Source organism: Paraburkholderia terricola, from assembly GCF_900142195.1.
GTDB lineage: Bacteria > Pseudomonadota > Gammaproteobacteria > Burkholderiales > Burkholderiaceae > Paraburkholderia > Paraburkholderia terricola.
In genome coordinates, this window is sequence record NZ_FRAB01000001.1 from 192,873 (window position 1) to 209,755 (window position 16,883).

Genomic DNA, 16,883 nt, shown 5'->3' on the forward strand with positions numbered 1-16,883 from the left:
ACGGGGCTTCAACGCTTCGCGCTGACCGTCACTTCGGTGCCGTCGGCCAGCGTGAGCTTCTTCGTGCTGCCGTTGGTCGGCATCGTAAAGCGCAGAATCTGGCTGACGGCCACGTCGTTCGGACATTGGAGCGTCTTGCCGCCGCTCGTCACCGACTTCACGCCGCGCGGCGTGCGCGCCTGGAAGCTCAGTTGCACGGTTGCGGTGCCGTCGCTGGCCACCACCGGCGCGAAGCGGATCTGCGTCTGACGGATCATCGCGCCGTTGGTGTCGAGTGGCAGCGACGAATAGCTCGGGCACGCATCGCTCACCGGAACCGGCCCGCCCGGCGGTACGGTTTTCCACGTGAAGTCGTCCGATTCGCCGGAGCGGATCGTGCGGGTTTCCTGTGAATTGCCGAACTGTTTCGACGTGACGCGAACCGTGTAGCGGATCGGACCGTCGGGCGCGGACTGCGACGTCACCGTGATCGGCGTGGCCGCGTGGGCCGCCGGCACGAACGCGCAAGCGAGAGAAGCGACAACTGAAACGGCGGAGAGTTTGAAGCGGTAGCTCATACTGTCACCTCGTTGTTGTGCCGCTGCGCGCTCGCGTGAGTGCTGCGTGGGTGCTACCGCCTGAGCGAAGCATCGTGGCTGCGCAGGTTCATGCCGGGTCGATGGGTGCTTGCGCATTCACCAGCCGGGCCGCGAGACACGCAACTGTTTTTGCATGATGCCCCGCCAGTCTAACGCCAAGCGACGCCGCGCGCGCTGCGCGCGGATCGGGTGTTAACCCCCTTGCGGCAAGCCGTTTTTTGCCGGCCGATCGCGACGCTTCAGAAGCCCGTCAGCACCAGCTTGCCGATCGCGCGGCCTTCTTCCAGCAGTCGATGCGCGCGGCGCAGATTCTGCGCGTCGATCTTGCCGAGCTGCTGGCCGACGGTGGTGCGCAACGTCCCGGCATCGACGAGACGCGCCACTTCCGTCAACAGCTTGTGCTGCTCGATCATGTCGGGCGTGCCGAACATCGAACGCGTGAACATGAACTCCCAATGGAATGCGGCGCTCTTCGCCTTCAACAGTTCGACCGGCACCGGCCGGCTGTTTTCGACGATCGTGCAAATGCCGCCCTGCGGCGCGACGACCTCGGCCGCGGCGGGGAAATGGCGGTCGGTGTCGTTGAATATCAGCACGTAATCGACCTGCCCGATGCCGAGCTGTTTCAACTGCGCGGGCATGTCGCCGAAGTGATCGACGATGTGATCCGCGCCCAGCTCCGTCGCCCACTTCGCCGACTCGGGACGCGAGGCCGTCGCGATCACCTTCAGCTTCGCCAGTTGTTTGGCCAATTGAATGCCGATCGAGCCGACTCCCCCCGCGCCGCCGACGATCAACACCGTGCGGCCTTCATCCGCGCCTTGCGGCGATACGCCGAGGCGATCGAACAGCGCTTCCCATGCGGTGATCGCGGTCAGGGGCAGCGCCGCCGCGTGCGTGAAATCGAGCGACGCCGGCTTGCGCCCGACGATGCGCTCGTCGACCAGATGGAACTCGCTGTTCGCGCCCGGCCGCGTGATGCTGCCGGCGTAGAACACGGGATCGCCGACCTTGAACAGCGTGACTTCCGGTCCGACCGCGACCACGGTGCCGGCGGCGTCCCAGCCGAGAATGCGCGGCGCCGTTTCGACCGTGTCTTTCGGCGCGCGCACCTTGGTGTCGACCGGATTGACGGAGATCGCCTCGACCTTCACGAGCAGGTCGCGGCCGGTGGCTTGAGGTTGCGGGATCTCGACATCGACCAGCGCTTCGGCTTGATCGATCGGCAAGTAGCGATAGAGACCTACGGCTTTCATAAGAAGCTCCTGTTGGTTCGGATGAAGATGCGCTTGAGAATCGGGGACGGCGACGGCAACCGATCCCATCGGCGTCATCCTAGGCGCCTTCTTATTTTTATAAAACCGTCATAATGACTGAAACATCTTTTTGAATTTCAGAAGAATGAATCGTCCTGCTCCATCCGCCCATGCACCTTCCACTGAACGCGAACGGCTCGATCTGCTCGACGTCGCGTTGTTCGTGCGCGCCGCCCTGCTCGCCAATGTGTCGGCGGCGGGCCGTGAGTTCGGTTTGTCGGCGGCGGTCGCGAGTTCGCGCATCGCGCAACTGGAAAAGCTGCTGGGCGCGCGGCTTTTGCACCGGACCACCCGCCGCATCAGTCTCACGCAGGACGGCGAAGTGTTCATGACGCGCGCCGAGGCGCTGCTCGACGCGGCCGCCGCCGCGCGCGCCTCGGTGGGCCGCGCGCAGGCCGAACCGCAGGGGCGCGTGCGAGTGTCGATGCCGTCCTCGTTCGGGCGGCAGCACGTGTCGCCGGTAATCAGCGAATTTCTGCGCCGCTATCCCGGCGTGAGCGTCGATTTGCGGCTGACCGATCACCTGGTCGATCTGGTCGACGCGGGAATCGACGTGGCGATCCGCGTCGGCGTGCTCAAGGATTCATCGCTGGTGGCGCGGCGCCTGGCGGTCAACCGCCGGGTGCTGTGCGCGGCGCCCGCTTATCTGGCCGCGCGTGGCGCGCCGCATCATCCGTCGGATCTCGCGCGGCACGAATGCATGATCCTGTCGGACCAGCGCGACTGGGCGTTCATGACGCCCGCCGGCCCGCTCGACGTGCGCGTGAGCGGTCGGCTCGTCACTGATAACGGCGAGGTGATTCGCGACGCGCTATTGGCCGGTTTCGGCATCGCGCTCAAATCGACCTGGGACGTGGCGCCCTATCTGCGCAGCGGCGAACTGGTGCGCGTGCTCGACGCGTATCCGCTCGCCGAGGAAGTGGCGATCTGGGCGGTGTATCCGAGCCGCGCGTTCGTGCCGCCGAAGACGCTCGCGTTCATCGAATTCCTCGCGGCGCATTTCGGCGATCCGCCGTATTGGGACGCCGAGCCGAGCGGCGGGGCTCGCTGAAGGATTACCGCTGCGCTCACTGCTGTGATCACTGCGGCGATCACCGCTTGCCGCGCCCGCCGCCTCCCGCCTTGCCCTCGGAGTTCACATCGGCGTGCGCGTCGTTCTGCGTCTTTTGCTGATAGTCGCCGCCGCGGCGGTCGGTATCCCGCAGTCCCCGTTCGATGTCGCGATGCGCCTGCTTGCCGACACGCCGCGGATCGTCCTCGTGCTGCGATTCCGGGCTCTGATCGGTTTCATGCGGCAGCGGCGCGGCCACGTCCTCCAACGAACGCGGATGCTTTCGGGCATGCGGATCGGCTTGCTTGTCGCCGTCCGACGATTGCGGTGCGGTCTTCATGGCTTGCTCCTTTGCGTATGCGTTGAGAACGGCGGCAGCGCGCTCACTTCGCGCCGTCCAGACGTTTTTTCATCGCCGCGGTAATCCGCTGACGCGTCGTCGGGTAGTCCGCCCAGGGGTCGCCTGCGAGGTCGGCGAGCCGCTCGTGCAGGTTCTCGATATTCCATTGATCGCCGGCCGTGGTGCTGGCGACTTCGTCCCACGACAGCGGCACGGACACGCCCATGCCCGGCCGCGCGCGCGCCGAGAACGCGACGATCGTGCTCGACCCGCGGTTGTTGCGCAGATAGTCGACGAAAATTTTCTGCTTGCGATTCTGCGCGCCCATCTTCGCGCTGAAGTACTTCGGCAGCGTGGCCGCCATATGCTGCGCGACGGCTTGCGAAAAGCCCTTCACTTCATCCCAACCCGCCTGCCTGGCGAGCGGCACCACCACATGCAGTCCCTTGCCGCCGCTCGTCTTGCAGAACGACGTGAGACCGAGCTCCTCCAGCAGCGAGCGCGTGAGCTGCGCGGCCTCGATCATCCGCTCCCAGCCGAGCGACGCGTCGGGGTCGAGATCGAACACCATGCGATCGGGCTTCTCGATGTTCGACGCCACCGCATTCCAGGTATGAAACTCGACGGTGCCCATTTGCGCGGCGCCCACCAGCGCCCCGATCGTTTCGACGGTGATCAGCGGCGGATGGCCGGGGTCGAGCCCGGGATGCTGCGTGATGTTCGGGATCGACAGCTTCTGGCTGTGCTTCTGGAAAAACAGCTCGCCGCCGATGTCCTCGGGCGCGCGCACCAGCGATACCGGCCTGTCCCGCAGATACGGCAGCATCCAGTCGGCCACCGATTCGTAGTACCGCACGAGGTCGATCTTGCGCGTGCCGGTGCTTTTGTCGATCACGCGATCGGGGTGAGAGACGCGCACGCCGGCGACTTCGGAGGCAGTCGAGGCGGCTTTCGACTTCGCCGTGGCGGTTTTGGCGGCTGCGGTTTTGGCGGCTGCGGTTTTGGCGGCTGCGGTTTTGGCGGCTGCGGTTTTGGCGGCCGAGGTTTTGGCGCCGGAGGTTTTTCCTGCCTGCTTCGCACGCGTGTCATCCGGCTCGGACACGGCGTTTGCTTCGGCCCGTCGCGCCGCGCGTTTCTTCGGCGCGGCGGCGGACGCGGTATCGGTTTGCTGTTGCACGTCGGCTCCTTTGCGGGGTGCTTCCTTGACGATCTGGCTCGCCGGCTTGTCGTTGCGCAGACTCACGAACGACGCCTGGCGCACGATGCCGTCGCTCGTCCACTCGGCGAAGTTGCATTCGGCGACGAGCACGGGTTCGACCCAATGCACCGGCGTGCGACTGCGCTCGCGCGGCGGGGCCGCGAACGGCATGCGTTGGGTTTCGTGCGCGTCGAGCTCCTTCTTCACCGAACGCAGCAACGCGGCGTCGAAGCCCGTGCCGACGCGCCCGGCGTATTGCAGCTTGCCCTTGCTGTCGTGAACGCCGAGCAGCAGCGCGCCGAACGCCGCGCGGCTGCCGGACGGTTCCGAATAGCCGCCGATCACGAACTCCTGGCGACGCCGGCACTTCAGCTTGATCCACGCGGACGAGCGTCCCGACATATAACCGCTGTCGCGCCGCTTGCCGATGATGCCTTCGAGCGCCATGTCGCATGCGCTCTTGAGCAGGTCCTCGGCGCTGAATTCGAAATCGTTCGAGAAGCGCAGCACGTTGTCGTCGACGCCTTCCAGCAACGCGCGCAGGATCGCGCGGCGCTGTCGCAGCGGCACGCCGCGCAAGTCGTAACCGTTCAGAAAAGGCACGTCGAACAGATAGATGGTGATGTCCTGCGGACGGTTCGAATCGAACGCGTTCTGCAGCGCCTGGAAACTCGGCACGCCGTTCTCGTCCAGCACCACCGCCTCGCCGTCGAGCCATGCGGTTTCGAGGTCGATCTGTTCGAGCGCCTTGACCTGCTTGCTGAACTTCGTGGTCCAATCGTTGCCCGCGCGCGTGAATACCTTCACCGCGCCGCCCTTCGTGCCGTGGTCGATGCGCGCCAGCACGCGGTAGCCGTCGAACTTGATCTCATACGACCATTGATCGCCGGGCGGCGCGCTGTCGACCAGCGTTGCCAGTTGAGGCTTGAAGGTGGCGGGCAGCTTCGCCTCGACCGCGCCTTCGATCGACGGCGACACGGCGAGCTCACGCAGCGACTGCGCGCTGCGCGTCGCCACGATGTCGGGTCGTTTCGGATCGCCGCGGCTCGCGCGGTTCGATGAAGCGGTCCTGGCGGCGGCGCTCCTGCCGGTCCGGCTCGTGCTCGTCGCTTCCTTCGCCGCGGACGCGCGTTTCGCCGTCTTCGCGCCCTTCTGCGCCGGCGCGCTTCCATCGAGCACGCTGCCGGGTCGCTCCTTCAGAATGTCGTACTCGCTTTCATCGCGCGCTTCGTCGTCGCGTTCCTTGATCAGCAGCCACTGCTCCTTGTCGCCGCTGCCGCGCATGTGGCTGCGCACCAGCGTCCAGCCGCCGTGCAGCTTGTCGCCGTGCAGGATGAATTTGAGCTTGCCGGCCGCGTAGGTTTTGGCCGCCTGCGCCGCGCCGCCGACCGGCTCCCAGGTGCCGCGGTCCCACACGATCACGGTGCCCGCCCCGTAGTTGCCAGGCGGAATCTCGCCTTCGAACGAGCCATACTCGACCGGATGATCCTCGACATGCACGGCGAGCCGCTTCACCGACGGGTCCAGACATGGCCCCTTGGGCACCGCCCACGACAGCAGCGTGCCGTTCAGTTCGAGCCGGAAGTCGTAGTGAAGCCGCCGTGCGTGATGCTCCTGAATCACGTAGGACAGCGCCTCGTTCGACTCGCGCGCACTCGTCTTGCGGCCGGCGCGCTTGCGTGCGCTCGTGCCCGCGGGCTCCGGCGTTTCGTCGAAGCGGCGCTTGCGGTTGTAGAGATCGAGCCTGTCGTTCATGGGGATGACGTCATCGCGGGTTGGGTGGCGCGGTTCATCTCACTGTTCCTCTCACTGTTCCTCTCGCGGTTCCTCTCGCGGTTCCTCTTTCTAACCTCCAGGATCGGGCGCTCCGTGCTCACGCGGCCGCGCGGCGTTTGCGGGCCGCCGGCGCGGTCTTGGCGCTGGAACGGCCGCCGGCGCGAGTGCCGCCGCCGCGCGTCGCGCGCGTCGTCTTCGGCTTCTTGCGAGCGGGCGTGGCGCTGGCATCGGTATCCTCGTCGGCCTCTTCGTCGTTGGCCTCAGCTTCCTCATCGTCCGCGGCACGCTTGCGTCCACCGGACGCCGGCTTGCCCTTGCCGCGCCCCAGGCTGCGCTTGAGCAGATCGGACAGATCGAGAATGTCCGCCGATTGACGCGACTCGCGCGGCGTTTCGACCTCCGTGATTTCCTCGGTCTTGCCCGCGCGAATCTTGCGATCGACGAGCGCCATGATGTCGTCGCGGAAGGTGTCGTGGTACTGCGACGGATCCCACTTGTCGCTCATGTCGTCGATCAGTTTTTTCGCCATGTCGAGTTCGCGCGCGCTGACGCCCGCCGCCTTCACGCCTTCGACCGGCAGCTTGAACTGGTCGAAGTCGCGCACTTCGGCGGCCCAGCGCAGCGTGTTCAGCGCGAGGACCGGACCGAGCGGAATCAGCGCGGCGAGATGCTGCTTGTTGTGCAGCACGACGCTCGCCACGCCGACCTTGCCCGACGCCTTCATCGCTTCGCGCAGCAACGCGTAGACCTTTTCGCCTTTGCGATCGGGCGTGAGGAAGTACGGCGTGTCGAGAAAGAGGAACGAGATGTCGGCGGCGTCGACGAACGCAAGGATGTCCACCGTCTGCGTCGACTCGGGATTCGCCGCGCGAATCTCCTCGTCCGAGAGCACGACGTACTTGTCCTTTTCGTACTCGAAGCCGCGCACGATGTTATCGCGCGTCACATCCTTGCCGGTGCGCTTGTTGATCTGCTTGTAGCCGACCGGGTCGATCGTGCGCTTATCCAGCAGATTGAAGCCGACCTTCTCCGGCTGCGTTGCCGGGTACAACTGCACCGGCACGTGAACGAGGCCGAAGCTGATTGCGCCCTTCCAGATCATGTGTGCCATCGTGCGCTCCCCAAGGCCCAGGTCTTTACGTGAAGCAGCAAGCGTGCCACGGGTTTTGCGCTGACGCGGGACGCCGCGATGCCGGGCGCGCCGCGCATCGGCTGTAAGTCTTGCGCCGCGTCGGCAAAAGCTACGGCGTTCGGCGTGCCGCCGGGTCGAGTTCCACCGGCACTTCGGCGAAGCCGCGAAACCGCACGCGACCGCCGCGCGTCGGCTCGCCGTGCAGCCGATAGGCCGGAAAGCGCTGCACGAAGCGTCCGATGGCAATGCGCGCCTCGAGCCGCGCGAGCGACAGCCCGGCGCACTGATGAATGCCGAAGCCGAACGCCAGATGCCGGTTCGGAGCGCGGCGGATATCGAAGCGGTCCGGCTCCGCGAATTGCTCCGGGTCGCGATTGGCGGCGCCGATGCACAGCGTGACGGGCGTGCCGCGCGCCACGGGAACGCCGCCGATTTCGGCGTCGAGCGCCGCCATGCGGTTGCCGAGCTGATTCGAACTCTCGAAACGCAAACATTCCTCGACCGCCGATTCGATCAGCGACGGCTCGCGCAGCAACGCGGCGCGCTGTTCAGGCCACTCGGCGAGCGTGACGAGGCCGTTGCCGATCAGATTGGTCGTCGTCTCATGCCCCGCGTTCAGAATGAAGATGCAGTTTTGCAGCAATTCGGCTTCGGACAATTGCTCGCCGCCCTCCTCGCCCTGGATCAGACGCGTGAGCACGTCGTGCAGCGGGTCGCCCGGCTCGCGCCGACGTTGCGCCACCAAGCGGCGCAGATAGTCGACGAATTCGCTCACCGCGCGATTGCCGCGTTCGAGTTGCGCGTCGCTGAGCGACGGTTCGAGCGCGCCGAGTATCGCCAGCGACCAGTCGCGCAACGGCGCGCGCTCGGCATGCGGCACGTCGAGCAGATTGCCGATGATCTCCACCGGAATCGCCGACGCGAATTCGCCGATCAGATCGATGCGGCCGCGTTCGGCGGCGGCGTCGAGCAAGCCGTCGACGAGACGTACGAGCCCCGGCTCCATCGCGGCGATCGCGCGCGCCGTCAACGCGCCGGCGATCAGCTTGCGCACCCGCGTATGACGCGGCGGATCGTTGAACACCAGACTCGTCGTGTGATGCGCGTAAAGCGGCGAGTCGCCGTACTTCGGCCTGAATTCGACGGTCTTGTCGGAACTGAAGGTTTTCGCATCGCGGTAGACCGCTTGAACGTCGCGAAAGCGCGTCAGAAACAGCGAACCGTCGGGCATGCGCTTGACCGGCTCATGCGTGCGCAGCGCGTGGTAGACCGGATAGGGGTTTGTGTAGAACTCGGGACTGAGCCGGCGCAAATCGAAGTCGCGCGCGAGGGCGGCTGCGTCGCTGGTGGTCGCGGGGGGCATGCGTTGTCTCCGTGCTTGTCGTGGTTTTGATTTTGCGCCTGGTTTGCGCAACGCTACTCGCGCCGCTGTCTGCCCTGCGCAACTTACCGCGCGCGATGCGCGGCGACAGACAGGCTCGACGCGTCCAGGCGCTGCGGGCATGGTTGGCTGCGTTGGCTGCGTTGGCTGCGTTGGCTGCGTTGGCTGCGTTGGCTGCGTTGGCTGCGTTGGCTGCGTTGGCTGCGTTGGCTGCATTGGCTCGTCAGTATGAACCGGCTGCCGAGGGATTGCATAGGCGGGCCGCCGTGGCGCACCTCGTCGAACCGTTACAATAGCGGGATTTTCCGCGCGCGCCGCGCGCCCGTCCTGTCCTGCGTCACTCGCGTCGCCAATGAACCTCGTCATCCAAAGTCCCGCGCCTCTTTCCGCCGATCATCACAAAACGCTCGTCGCGCTCGCGCGCGGTACGCATGCCGCCGCCATCGACGCGAACGCGATCCGCATCGCCGGCGCAAGCGAAGCGCAGCGCGCCGACCTCGACGTGTATTGCGGCACGCATCAACTGGACTACGCGTTCGTCGAAGCGGGCCGCAAGTTGCAAGACTTCGGGCTGGTCGCGATGGACATGGATTCGACGCTGATCACGATCGAATGCGTCGACGAAATCGCCGATTTCTGCGGACTGAAAGCGGAAGTGTCCGCGATCACCGAGGCCGCGATGCGCGGCGAGATCAAGGACTTCAACGAAAGCCTGACGCGCCGCGTGGCGCTGCTCAAGGGCCTCGACGCAAGCGCGCTCGAGCGCGTTTACGAAGAACGGCTGCAACTCTCGCCGGGTGCGCTGCAGATGCTTGCAGGCGCGAAGGCCGCCGGTTTGAAAACGCTGCTGGTGTCGGGCGGGTTCACGTTCTTCACCGAAAAGCTGAAGGCCCGTCTCGGCCTCGACTTCACGCGTGCGAACACGCTCGAAATCGTGGACGGCAAGCTGACCGGCAAGGTAATCGGCGAGATCGTCAATGCAGACGTGAAAGCAGCGATGTTGCGCGAGACCTGTGCCCAACTGGGCATCGAGCCGACCCGCGCAATCGCGATGGGCGACGGCTCGAACGATCTGAAGATGATGGCCGCAGCGGGACTTTCCGTTGCATTCCGCGCGAAGCCCGTGGTGCGCGAAGCGGCCAGCGTGGCCTTCAATTTCGTGGGACTGGACGGGCTGCTGCGCCTGTTCTAATGCCGATGTGCTGCGCTGGCCGTGGCGATGACGGCCAGCATCAGAAGCGCATCCAGAAGAAAAGTTTCATCGAAGCTCACCATCGTGCCGCAACCGTTAGTCGGGATGCGCACCATCGTAGCGGCGTGATGGAAGGTTGAACATTCAGCCGAACGGCCAGGCTCGATGGCTATATCGACAAAGAAAAAACCCCATCGGGAACACGTCTCGACGGGGTTGCTCGACGACCGGCCGAGAGCGTCGGAAGTCTACCCAAGCGCCGTCAGACAACGTTCGATATCCGCGCGCAAATCCGCTTCTTCCTCCAGGCCGATGTAGAAACGCACCAGCGTGCCGCGGTGCGGCCACTGCCCTTCGGCGCGCATCGACGCGACCTCGTAAGGCATCGCGAGACTGTGCGCGCCGCCCCAGCTCCAGCCGAGCGAAAAGAGTTCGAGCGACTCACAGAAGGTATCGATTTGCGCCGCGCTATACCGGCCGTCGAACACCACGGAGAACAAGCCGCCCGCGCCCGTGAAATCGCGCTTGAAAAACTCGTGTCCCGGACAGTCGGAGAGCGCCGGATGCAACACGGCGGCGATCTCGGGCCGAGTCTTCAGCCAGTTGGCGAGGCCGAGCGCCGCGCGGTCATGCTGTGCGAAGCGCAGTTGCATGGTCGGCAGGCTGCGCAGAATCAGCGAGCAATCGTCCGACGACACGCCGATGCCCATGCGCATGCGAGCCGCCTTCAGCTTCAGGTGCAAGTCGCGCTCGACGGTGATCGTCGCGCCCATCAGCACGTCGCCGCCGCCCGATTGATACTTGGTGAGCGCCTGCACCGAAATGTCGACGCCGTGCTCGAACGGCTTGAAGCCGAGCCCGGCCGACCACGTATTGTCGATGGCGGTGACGACGTTGCGCGCACGCGCCACGGCGGTGATGGCGGGCACGTCGGCCACTTCCATCGTCACCGAGCCGGGGGCTTCGAGCCAGATCAGGCGCGTGTTCGGCTGGATCAGAGCGGCGATGCCCGCTCCTATCATCGGGTCGTAGTAGCGCACCGTCACGCCGAAATCGCGCGCCAGCCAATCGCCGTGATCGCGGTTCGGCGAGTAGACGTTATCGGGAATCAGCACGTCGTCGCCGGCCTTGCAGAGACCGAAATACACATTCGAAATCGCCGACAGACCCGAGGGCTGCAGCAGCGCGTGATTGCCGCCTTCGATCGTGGCGAGACGCTGCGCCAGCGCGAGCGAGGTCGGCGTGGCGTGCAGGCCGTAGCGCCACTGCGCGTCGTTTTTCCAGTCGAGCGCGCGCATGGTGGCGAGGTCGGGGAACACGACCGTCGAGGCCCGCGTAACTGGCATCGAGAACGACTCGAAGCCCGGCGTGAGCTGGTCCTCGGCATGCACGATGCGGGTTTGCAGAGCGCGTTTGAGTTTGGATTGCGTCATGGTGAGATCGAATTAGAAGCTGACAAAAATGATGGAGGCGCGCCGCGTCGGGCCGCGCGCGCCGTACCCGCAAGAGTAGACGAGCCGGCGGCATGTCGCCTGAGCTTGAGCGCGCGAGCCGTCCGGCTCGCGCGGCAGTGGCTTCACTCGCCGGTTTGCAGGTTGCTGACGCCGCCCACGGGGTGACCGCCGGCTGCAGCCGCCGAAGCGCCATGGGGGGGAGCCACAGCGCCGCCGACCGGGTCTCGCGGCGCCGCGACGGCCTTCTTCGCTGTGATCGCCGCGATCGCCGGCGCGCCGGCAGCCGGCACCGCCTGCCCCGCTGCCAGCCGCTTCAGATCGAACGGCTGCGGATCGGAATCGTCGACGTTCATCCGCTCGCCCGCCACCGAGCCGTCGGCGGCGAACCTGCCGACCCAATTGCCGGTGATATGCGTGCCGTCGTTCGACTCCTCGACTTCGAGGGTGTCGCCGTCGCGATCGCCCGCGATCAGGATCACTTCGCCGCTATCGGTGTACTGATACTCGCCGTGCACGCCGGACGGATCGTCGGTTTTCGCGCCGAGCCGCAGCACGATCTGACGCGCGCCCAGCATGCCGGCGTAGCGCGGAAATCTGGCGAATTCAGGGCTCGGCTTGAGCGGCAACTGAATCGGCGCAGGCGCCGCCAGTTCCTTGACGGCGTCGCTTTCCGCCCATGCCTGCGCGGGCACCCAAGCCACCGCGCCCGCACACAGCAAGGCGGCGGCACCGAGCACGCGCCGAAGAAAGTGCCCTTGTGCGGCCGTCCAACCGCGCCGACGCACCGCGCGCGACATCGCTTCCAATTCCCGCATCCGTTTCTTCCTTATTGCTGACTTATTGCTGACACTGCCCGATACCTGTGACGGCATGCGTTCCGCGCATTCCCGACGAGCCTCAGATTCTTTCGAAGATCGCCGCGATGCCCTGCCCGCCGCCGATGCACATCGTGACGAGCGCGTAACGGCCGCCCACCCGTTGCAATTCGTAGAGCGCCTTGACGGTGATCAGCGCGCCGGTCGCGCCGATCGGATGGCCGAGCGAAATGCCCGAGCCGTTCGGATTGACCTTGGCCGGATCGAAGCCGAGTTCCTTGCTGACCGCGCACGCCTGAGCGGCAAACGCTTCGTTCGCCTCGATCACGTCGAGGTCGGCGACCGTCAGCCCGGCTCGCTCCAGCGCCTTGCGGGTGGCCGGCACCGGGCCGATGCCCATATAAGCCGGATCGACGCCGGCATGCGCATACGACACCAGGCGCGCCAACGGCTTGATGCCGCGCTGCTCGGCCACGCCGCGTTCCATCAGCACGACGGCGGCCGCGGCGTCGTTGATGCCGGATGCGTTGCCGGCCGTGACCGTGCCGTTTTCCTTCGCGAACACCGGCTTGAGCTTCGAGAAGTCTTCGGGCGTGGCGTTCATGCGCGCGTGCTCGTCCGTGTCGAACACGACGTCGCCCTTCCTCGACGCAATCGTGATCGGCAGGATCTGTTCCTTGAAGTAGCCGCTCGTGATCGCATTGGCCGCGCGGCGATGCGATTCGAGCGCGAGCGCGTCTTGCGCCTCGCGCGAAATGTCGTACTTGCGCGCGACGTTTTCGGCGGTCACGCCCATATGGATCGACTGGAACGGATCGTTCAGCGCGCCCACCATCATGTCGACGAGGCGCGCGTCGCCCATGCGCTGACCGAAGCGCGCGGCGGGCATCGAATAAGGCGCGCGGCTCATGTTTTCCGCGCCGCCGCCGATCGCGATGTCGGCGTCGCCGAGCAGCACGCTTTGCGCGGCCGACACGATCGCCTGCAAGCCCGAACCGCACAGGCGGTTCACCGTCAACGCGGGCGCGTGCTGCGCGACACCGCCGTTGATCGCGGCCACGCGCGCCAGATACATGTCTTTCGCTTCGGTATGCACGACGTTGCCGAACACCACGTGACCGACTTCGTCGCCCGAAACGTTCGCGCGCGCCAGCGCTTCACGCACGACGCGTGCGCCGAGATCGGTCGGCGGAAAATCCTTCAGGCTGCCGCCAAAACCGCCGATTGCGGTACGCACACCGCTCACCACCACTACGTCCCGTTGCATCGCTCGCTCCTCTTCAGTCTCCGAGATGAATGTGCCTTGGCGGGCCGCACGTCGCGGTACGTTGCGATCAGCCCGCCAGGATGTGTTCGACCGTGGCCCGCGAAGGAATCGGCGCAACCGCGCCATAACCTTGCGTCGACAGCGCGGCGGCGACGTTCGCGTAACGCGCCGCTTCAAAGGGATCGTCGCCCGCGACGAGGCGCGCGATGAACGCGCCGCCGAAGCAGTCGCCCGCGCCGGTTGCGTCGACCGCGTTGACGAGGTGGCCCGGCACCACACGCCGTTCGTCGGGCGTCGCGATGTACGAGCCTTCCTTGCCGAGCTTGAGCGCGACCACGCGCGGACCGTGCGACAGCAGGTAATCGACGATCTCGTCGCGCCCGGTCAAGCCGGTGAGTTCGGTGACGTCGTCCCAGCTCGGCAGGCAGATGTCGGTCTGACGGATCGCTTCGAGCATCACCGCACGCGCTCTCGCGAGCGGCCACAGCTTCAGACGCAGGTTCGTATCGAAGCTCACGCGCACGCCGTTCGCGCGCGCATGCGCGATCGCTTCCAGCACCGCGTCGCAAGCGCTCAGGCTGATCGCAAGGCTGATGCCGGAAAGATGGACGACCTTGGCCGCGGCGATCGCCTCGAGCGGCAGATCGTGCGGCGCGTAGCGGCTCGCGGCGGAGCCGGCGCGCAGATAGTCGAACGCATGGCCGTTGGGACCGTGCGAGACGAAATACACGCCGGTCGACGCGCGTTCATCGACGCGCACGAGCGATGTGTCCACCTGCTCGCGCTCCCACAGATCGATCAGCAAACGCCCGAAATGATCGCTGCCGACCGCGGACACGAAGCCGGTCCGCGCGCCCTGCCGTGCGGCCGCGATACAGAAGTTCGACGTATCGCCGCCGAAGCCTTGCAGATAGTTCGGCTGGTCTTTCGCCGACTGGTTGAATTCGATCATCGCCTCGCCGAGCGCGAGGATGTCCGGGGTATGGGTTCCCGGCATATGAAGGCTTGCCGTCATCGCTTATACCTCGCCCCACAGATCGTGGCCGTCGGCGCCGGTGATCTTCACCGAGACGAAATCGCCCACCTTGTAGCGCTTCGACGCCTTCGTGGTCGGCGCGATATACACGACGCCGTCGATCTCCGGCGCATCCGCCGCGGTGCGGCCAATGCCGCCGTCGGCGTTGATCTCGTCGACCAGCACCTTCAGCGTCTTGCCGACCTTCCTTGCGATGCGCTTCGCCGACACTTCCTCGGCGACTTCCATGAAGCGCGCGCGGCGCGCTTCACGCACTTCGTCGGGCAACGCGCCGTCGAGTTCGTTGGCGGTGGCGCCTTCGACCGGCGAATAGGCGAAGCAGCCGACCCGATCCAGTTCGGCCTCGCGGATGAAATCGAGCAGCGTTTCGAACTGCTCCTCGGTCTCGCCCGGAAAGCCGGCGATGAACGTGCTGCGGATCGTCAGGTCGGGACATGCCGCGCGCCAGGCCTTCACGCGCTCCATCACTTTTTCGGCATTGGCCGGACGCTTCATGCGCTTGAGCACTTCGGGATGCGCGTGCTGGAACGGCACGTCGAGATACGGCAGGACGTGGCCCTTATACGGGCCTTCGGCCATCATCGGAATGACTTCGTCGACGCTCGGATACGGATACACATAATGCAGGCGCACCCACGCGCCGTATTGCGCGGCGAGTTCGCCGAGCGCGCCGACCAGATCGGTCATGCGCGTCTTGATCGGCTTGCCGTTCCAGAAACCGGTGCGGTATTTCACGTCGACGCCATAGGCGCTCGTGTCCTGCGAAATCACCAGCAGTTCCTTCACGCCCGACTTGAACAGATTCTCCGCTTCGAGCATGACCTCGGCGACCGGGCGCGACACGAGGTCGCCGCGCATCGACGGGATGATGCAGAACGTGCAGCGGTGGTTGCAGCCTTCGGAAATTTTCAGGTACGCGTAGTGGCGCGGCGTGAGCTTCACGCCCGCGGCCGGCACCAGATCGACGAACGGATCGTGCGGCTTCGGCAAATGGTTGTGCACCGCCTGCATCACCTCGCCCACCGCGTGCGGGCCGGTCACGGCCAGCACCTTCGGATGCACTTCCTCGATCAGGCCTGAGCCGCTCGCGCTTTTCTTCGCGCCGAGGCAGCCGGTGACGATCACCTTGCCGTTTTCGCTGAGCGCCTCGCCGATCGCGTCGAGGCTTTCCTGCACTGCTTCGTCGATGAAGCCACACGTGTTGACGACCACGAGGTCGGCACCGTCGTAAGTGCCGGAAATTTCGTAACCTTCGGCGCGCAACTGCGTGATGATCTGCTCGGAGTCGACCAAAGCTTTAGGGCAGCCGAGGCTGACGAATCCGACCTTCGGAACGGAAGGCGTCGGCGTGGCGGGGGAACGGGTTTGCGACATAGGTGGGGTCCGGCGTATAGCGGTGGCGATGGCGACAATGGGGACGGCGCGTCGAGGCAAGCGAGGTTCAAGGGTCACGAGCGACCCACCTGCGAGAAACACTCCGCGACGCCCCGCGCAATCAACCCGCTATTGTACCGTGCCGATGGCCGCGCAATCGCGCGGCGCGGCTGGGCGCGCTGCGCGCAATCGACGCCCGCCGGCCGCCGATTGGTCCGGCTCACGCCCTTACTTGTTCTCCGGCTCCGGATTGTTTTGCGGATTGGCCGGCGCGCCCGGCGCGGCAGCCGCATTGCCCGGCCCGCCCGGCGGAAACGGGAACGTGGCGAACATCGTCTTCGCCTGGTTCTGCATCTGCTCCTGCATCTGCACGAACATATTCTTCGACTGCTCGATGTAGCTGGTCATCATGCCCTGCATCATCGGCGCCTGCATGTTCATGAACTGCGACCAGACCTCGGGATTCATCGCCTTGCCTTCGTACAGATTCTTCGACTGGTCGGCGAGCTTCGCCTGAATGTCGATGAAGGCCTGGATGTTCTTCTCCAGATAGGTGCCCATCATGCCCTGCATCGCATGACCGTAGAAACGGATGATTTGCGAGAGCATCGACGACGAGAACATCGGCAAGCCGCCGCTCTCCTCTTCCAGAATGATCTGCAACAGGATGGCGCGCGTCAGGTCCTCGTTGCTCTTGGCATCGATGACCTTGAAATCCTCCTGATCGAGCACGAGCTGTTTGACGTCCGTCAGCGTGATGTACGTGCTTGTCTCGGTATCGTAGAGCCGACGATTCGGATATTTCTTGATCAGTCGTTCGGCTGTTTTCTTTGTAGTAGTAGTCATGTAACGCCTTTGAGCGCGAGTTGCGCGCGAAAACGGCGTCTTGCCGGCTGCGCAATCGGGTCATTGCGCAGGCGAGACGCCGCCGGAACCATCCGAGCCGAAGCGCGCTGCCTTGTGAGCGGCGCGC

General features: G+C 65.5%; 14 protein-coding genes. 2 read left to right on the forward strand and 12 right to left on the reverse strand.

Features of this window, described 5'->3' with window-relative positions; all coding sequences use genetic code 11:
- Window positions 1-8 precede the first annotated feature (8 nt).
- Window positions 9-557: a DUF6013 family protein gene (locus tag BUE39_RS00820; RefSeq protein ID WP_073426757.1), complete on the reverse strand. Its 549-nt coding sequence runs from the start codon at window positions 555-557 to the stop codon at window positions 9-11.
- A 260-nt stretch (window positions 558-817) separates the two neighbouring features.
- Window positions 818-1,834, reverse strand: a complete 1,017-nt coding sequence (locus tag BUE39_RS00825; protein ID WP_073426758.1) for a zinc-binding alcohol dehydrogenase family protein — start codon at window positions 1,832-1,834, stop codon at window positions 818-820.
- Between the two features lie 145 nt (window positions 1,835-1,979).
- Here BUE39_RS00825 and BUE39_RS00830 point away from each other — a divergent pair, with 145 nt between their 5' ends.
- On the forward strand, window positions 1,980-2,945 hold the full coding sequence (locus BUE39_RS00830; RefSeq protein WP_073426759.1) for a LysR family transcriptional regulator: 966 nt from the start codon (window positions 1,980-1,982) through the stop codon (window positions 2,943-2,945).
- 40 nt (window positions 2,946-2,985) lie between these two features.
- Here BUE39_RS00830 and BUE39_RS00835 read toward each other — a convergent pair whose 3' ends face one another.
- The 4 genes from BUE39_RS00835 to BUE39_RS00850 form a co-directional block, all read right to left on the reverse strand.
- Window positions 2,986-3,285 (reverse strand): hypothetical protein, encoded by a 300-nt coding sequence (locus tag BUE39_RS00835; protein WP_073426760.1) that lies wholly within the window; start codon window positions 3,283-3,285, stop codon window positions 2,986-2,988.
- Window positions 3,286-3,328: 43 nt separating this feature from the next.
- Window positions 3,329-6,238, reverse strand: a complete 2,910-nt coding sequence (gene ligD, locus BUE39_RS00840) for a DNA ligase D (protein ID WP_073426761.1) — start codon at window positions 6,236-6,238, stop codon at window positions 3,329-3,331.
- Between the two features lie 118 nt (window positions 6,239-6,356).
- Window positions 6,357-7,370 carry a non-homologous end joining protein Ku gene (gene ku / locus BUE39_RS00845; RefSeq protein ID WP_073426762.1) on the reverse strand — a complete coding sequence of 338 codons (1,014 nt, stop codon included), beginning with the start codon at window positions 7,368-7,370 and terminating at the stop codon, window positions 6,357-6,359.
- A 130-nt stretch (window positions 7,371-7,500) separates the two neighbouring features.
- Complete coding sequence (locus BUE39_RS00850; RefSeq protein WP_073426763.1) at window positions 7,501-8,754, reverse strand: cytochrome P450; 1,254 nt, start codon at window positions 8,752-8,754, stop codon at window positions 7,501-7,503.
- 370 nt (window positions 8,755-9,124) lie between these two features.
- Here BUE39_RS00850 and serB point away from each other — a divergent pair, with 370 nt between their 5' ends.
- Complete coding sequence (serB, locus tag BUE39_RS00860) at window positions 9,125-9,964, forward strand: phosphoserine phosphatase SerB (protein ID WP_073426765.1); 840 nt, start codon at window positions 9,125-9,127, stop codon at window positions 9,962-9,964.
- 248 nt (window positions 9,965-10,212) lie between these two features.
- Here the strand turns inward: serB and BUE39_RS00865 are convergent, their stop codons facing one another.
- The 6 genes from BUE39_RS00865 to phaR form a co-directional block, all read right to left on the reverse strand.
- Window positions 10,213-11,397: a cystathionine beta-lyase gene (locus tag BUE39_RS00865; protein ID WP_073426766.1), complete on the reverse strand. Its 1,185-nt coding sequence runs from the start codon at window positions 11,395-11,397 to the stop codon at window positions 10,213-10,215.
- 143 nt (window positions 11,398-11,540) lie between these two features.
- On the reverse strand, window positions 11,541-12,233 hold the full coding sequence (locus BUE39_RS00870; protein WP_073426767.1) for a hypothetical protein: 693 nt from the start codon (window positions 12,231-12,233) through the stop codon (window positions 11,541-11,543).
- 82 nt (window positions 12,234-12,315) lie between these two features.
- Window positions 12,316-13,500, reverse strand: a complete 1,185-nt coding sequence (gene bktB, locus BUE39_RS00875; protein WP_073426768.1) for a beta-ketothiolase BktB — start codon at window positions 13,498-13,500, stop codon at window positions 12,316-12,318.
- Window positions 13,501-13,567: 67 nt separating this feature from the next.
- Window positions 13,568-14,515, reverse strand: a complete 948-nt coding sequence (locus BUE39_RS00880; RefSeq protein ID WP_073426769.1) for a sugar kinase — start codon at window positions 14,513-14,515, stop codon at window positions 13,568-13,570.
- Window positions 14,516-14,518: 3 nt separating this feature from the next.
- Entirely contained in the window at window positions 14,519-15,910 is a 1,392-nt protein-coding gene (rimO, locus tag BUE39_RS00885) for a 30S ribosomal protein S12 methylthiotransferase RimO (protein ID WP_073426770.1), read from the reverse strand.
- Window positions 15,911-16,138: 228 nt separating this feature from the next.
- The gene (gene phaR, locus BUE39_RS00890) at window positions 16,139-16,756 is read right to left on the reverse strand and encodes a polyhydroxyalkanoate synthesis repressor PhaR (RefSeq protein WP_073426771.1); all 618 of its coding nucleotides are present in this window, start codon (window positions 16,754-16,756) and stop codon (window positions 16,139-16,141) included.
- Between the last annotated feature and the right edge of the window lie 127 nt (window positions 16,757-16,883).

Excerpts from the sequence above, each read along its gene's own strand:
- BUE39_RS00820 (WP_073426757.1), bottom strand. The coding sequence starts at position 557 with ATGAGCTACCGCTTCAAACTCTCCGCCGTTTCAGTTGTCGCTTCTCTC.
- BUE39_RS00825 (WP_073426758.1), bottom strand. The coding sequence starts at position 1,834 with ATGAAAGCCGTAGGTCTCTATCGCTACTTGCCGATCGATCAAGCCGAA.
- BUE39_RS00830 (WP_073426759.1), top strand. The coding sequence starts at position 1,980 with ATGAATCGTCCTGCTCCATCCGCCCATGCACCTTCCACTGAACGCGAA.
- BUE39_RS00835 (WP_073426760.1), bottom strand. The coding sequence starts at position 3,285 with ATGAAGACCGCACCGCAATCGTCGGACGGCGACAAGCAAGCCGATCCG.
- ligD (WP_073426761.1), bottom strand. The coding sequence starts at position 6,238 with ATGAACGACAGGCTCGATCTCTACAACCGCAAGCGCCGCTTCGACGAA.
- ku (WP_073426762.1), bottom strand. The coding sequence starts at position 7,370 with ATGGCACACATGATCTGGAAGGGCGCAATCAGCTTCGGCCTCGTTCAC.
- BUE39_RS00850 (WP_073426763.1), bottom strand. The coding sequence starts at position 8,754 with ATGCCCCCCGCGACCACCAGCGACGCAGCCGCCCTCGCGCGCGACTTC.
- serB (WP_073426765.1), top strand. The coding sequence starts at position 9,125 with ATGAACCTCGTCATCCAAAGTCCCGCGCCTCTTTCCGCCGATCATCAC.
- BUE39_RS00865 (WP_073426766.1), bottom strand. The coding sequence starts at position 11,397 with ATGACGCAATCCAAACTCAAACGCGCTCTGCAAACCCGCATCGTGCAT.
- BUE39_RS00870 (WP_073426767.1), bottom strand. The coding sequence starts at position 12,233 with ATGCGGGAATTGGAAGCGATGTCGCGCGCGGTGCGTCGGCGCGGTTGG.
- bktB (WP_073426768.1), bottom strand. The coding sequence starts at position 13,500 with ATGCAACGGGACGTAGTGGTGGTGAGCGGTGTGCGTACCGCAATCGGC.
- BUE39_RS00880 (WP_073426769.1), bottom strand. The coding sequence starts at position 14,515 with ATGACGGCAAGCCTTCATATGCCGGGAACCCATACCCCGGACATCCTC.
- rimO (WP_073426770.1), bottom strand. The coding sequence starts at position 15,910 with ATGTCGCAAACCCGTTCCCCCGCCACGCCGACGCCTTCCGTTCCGAAG.
- phaR (WP_073426771.1), bottom strand. The coding sequence starts at position 16,756 with ATGACTACTACTACAAAGAAAACAGCCGAACGACTGATCAAGAAATAT.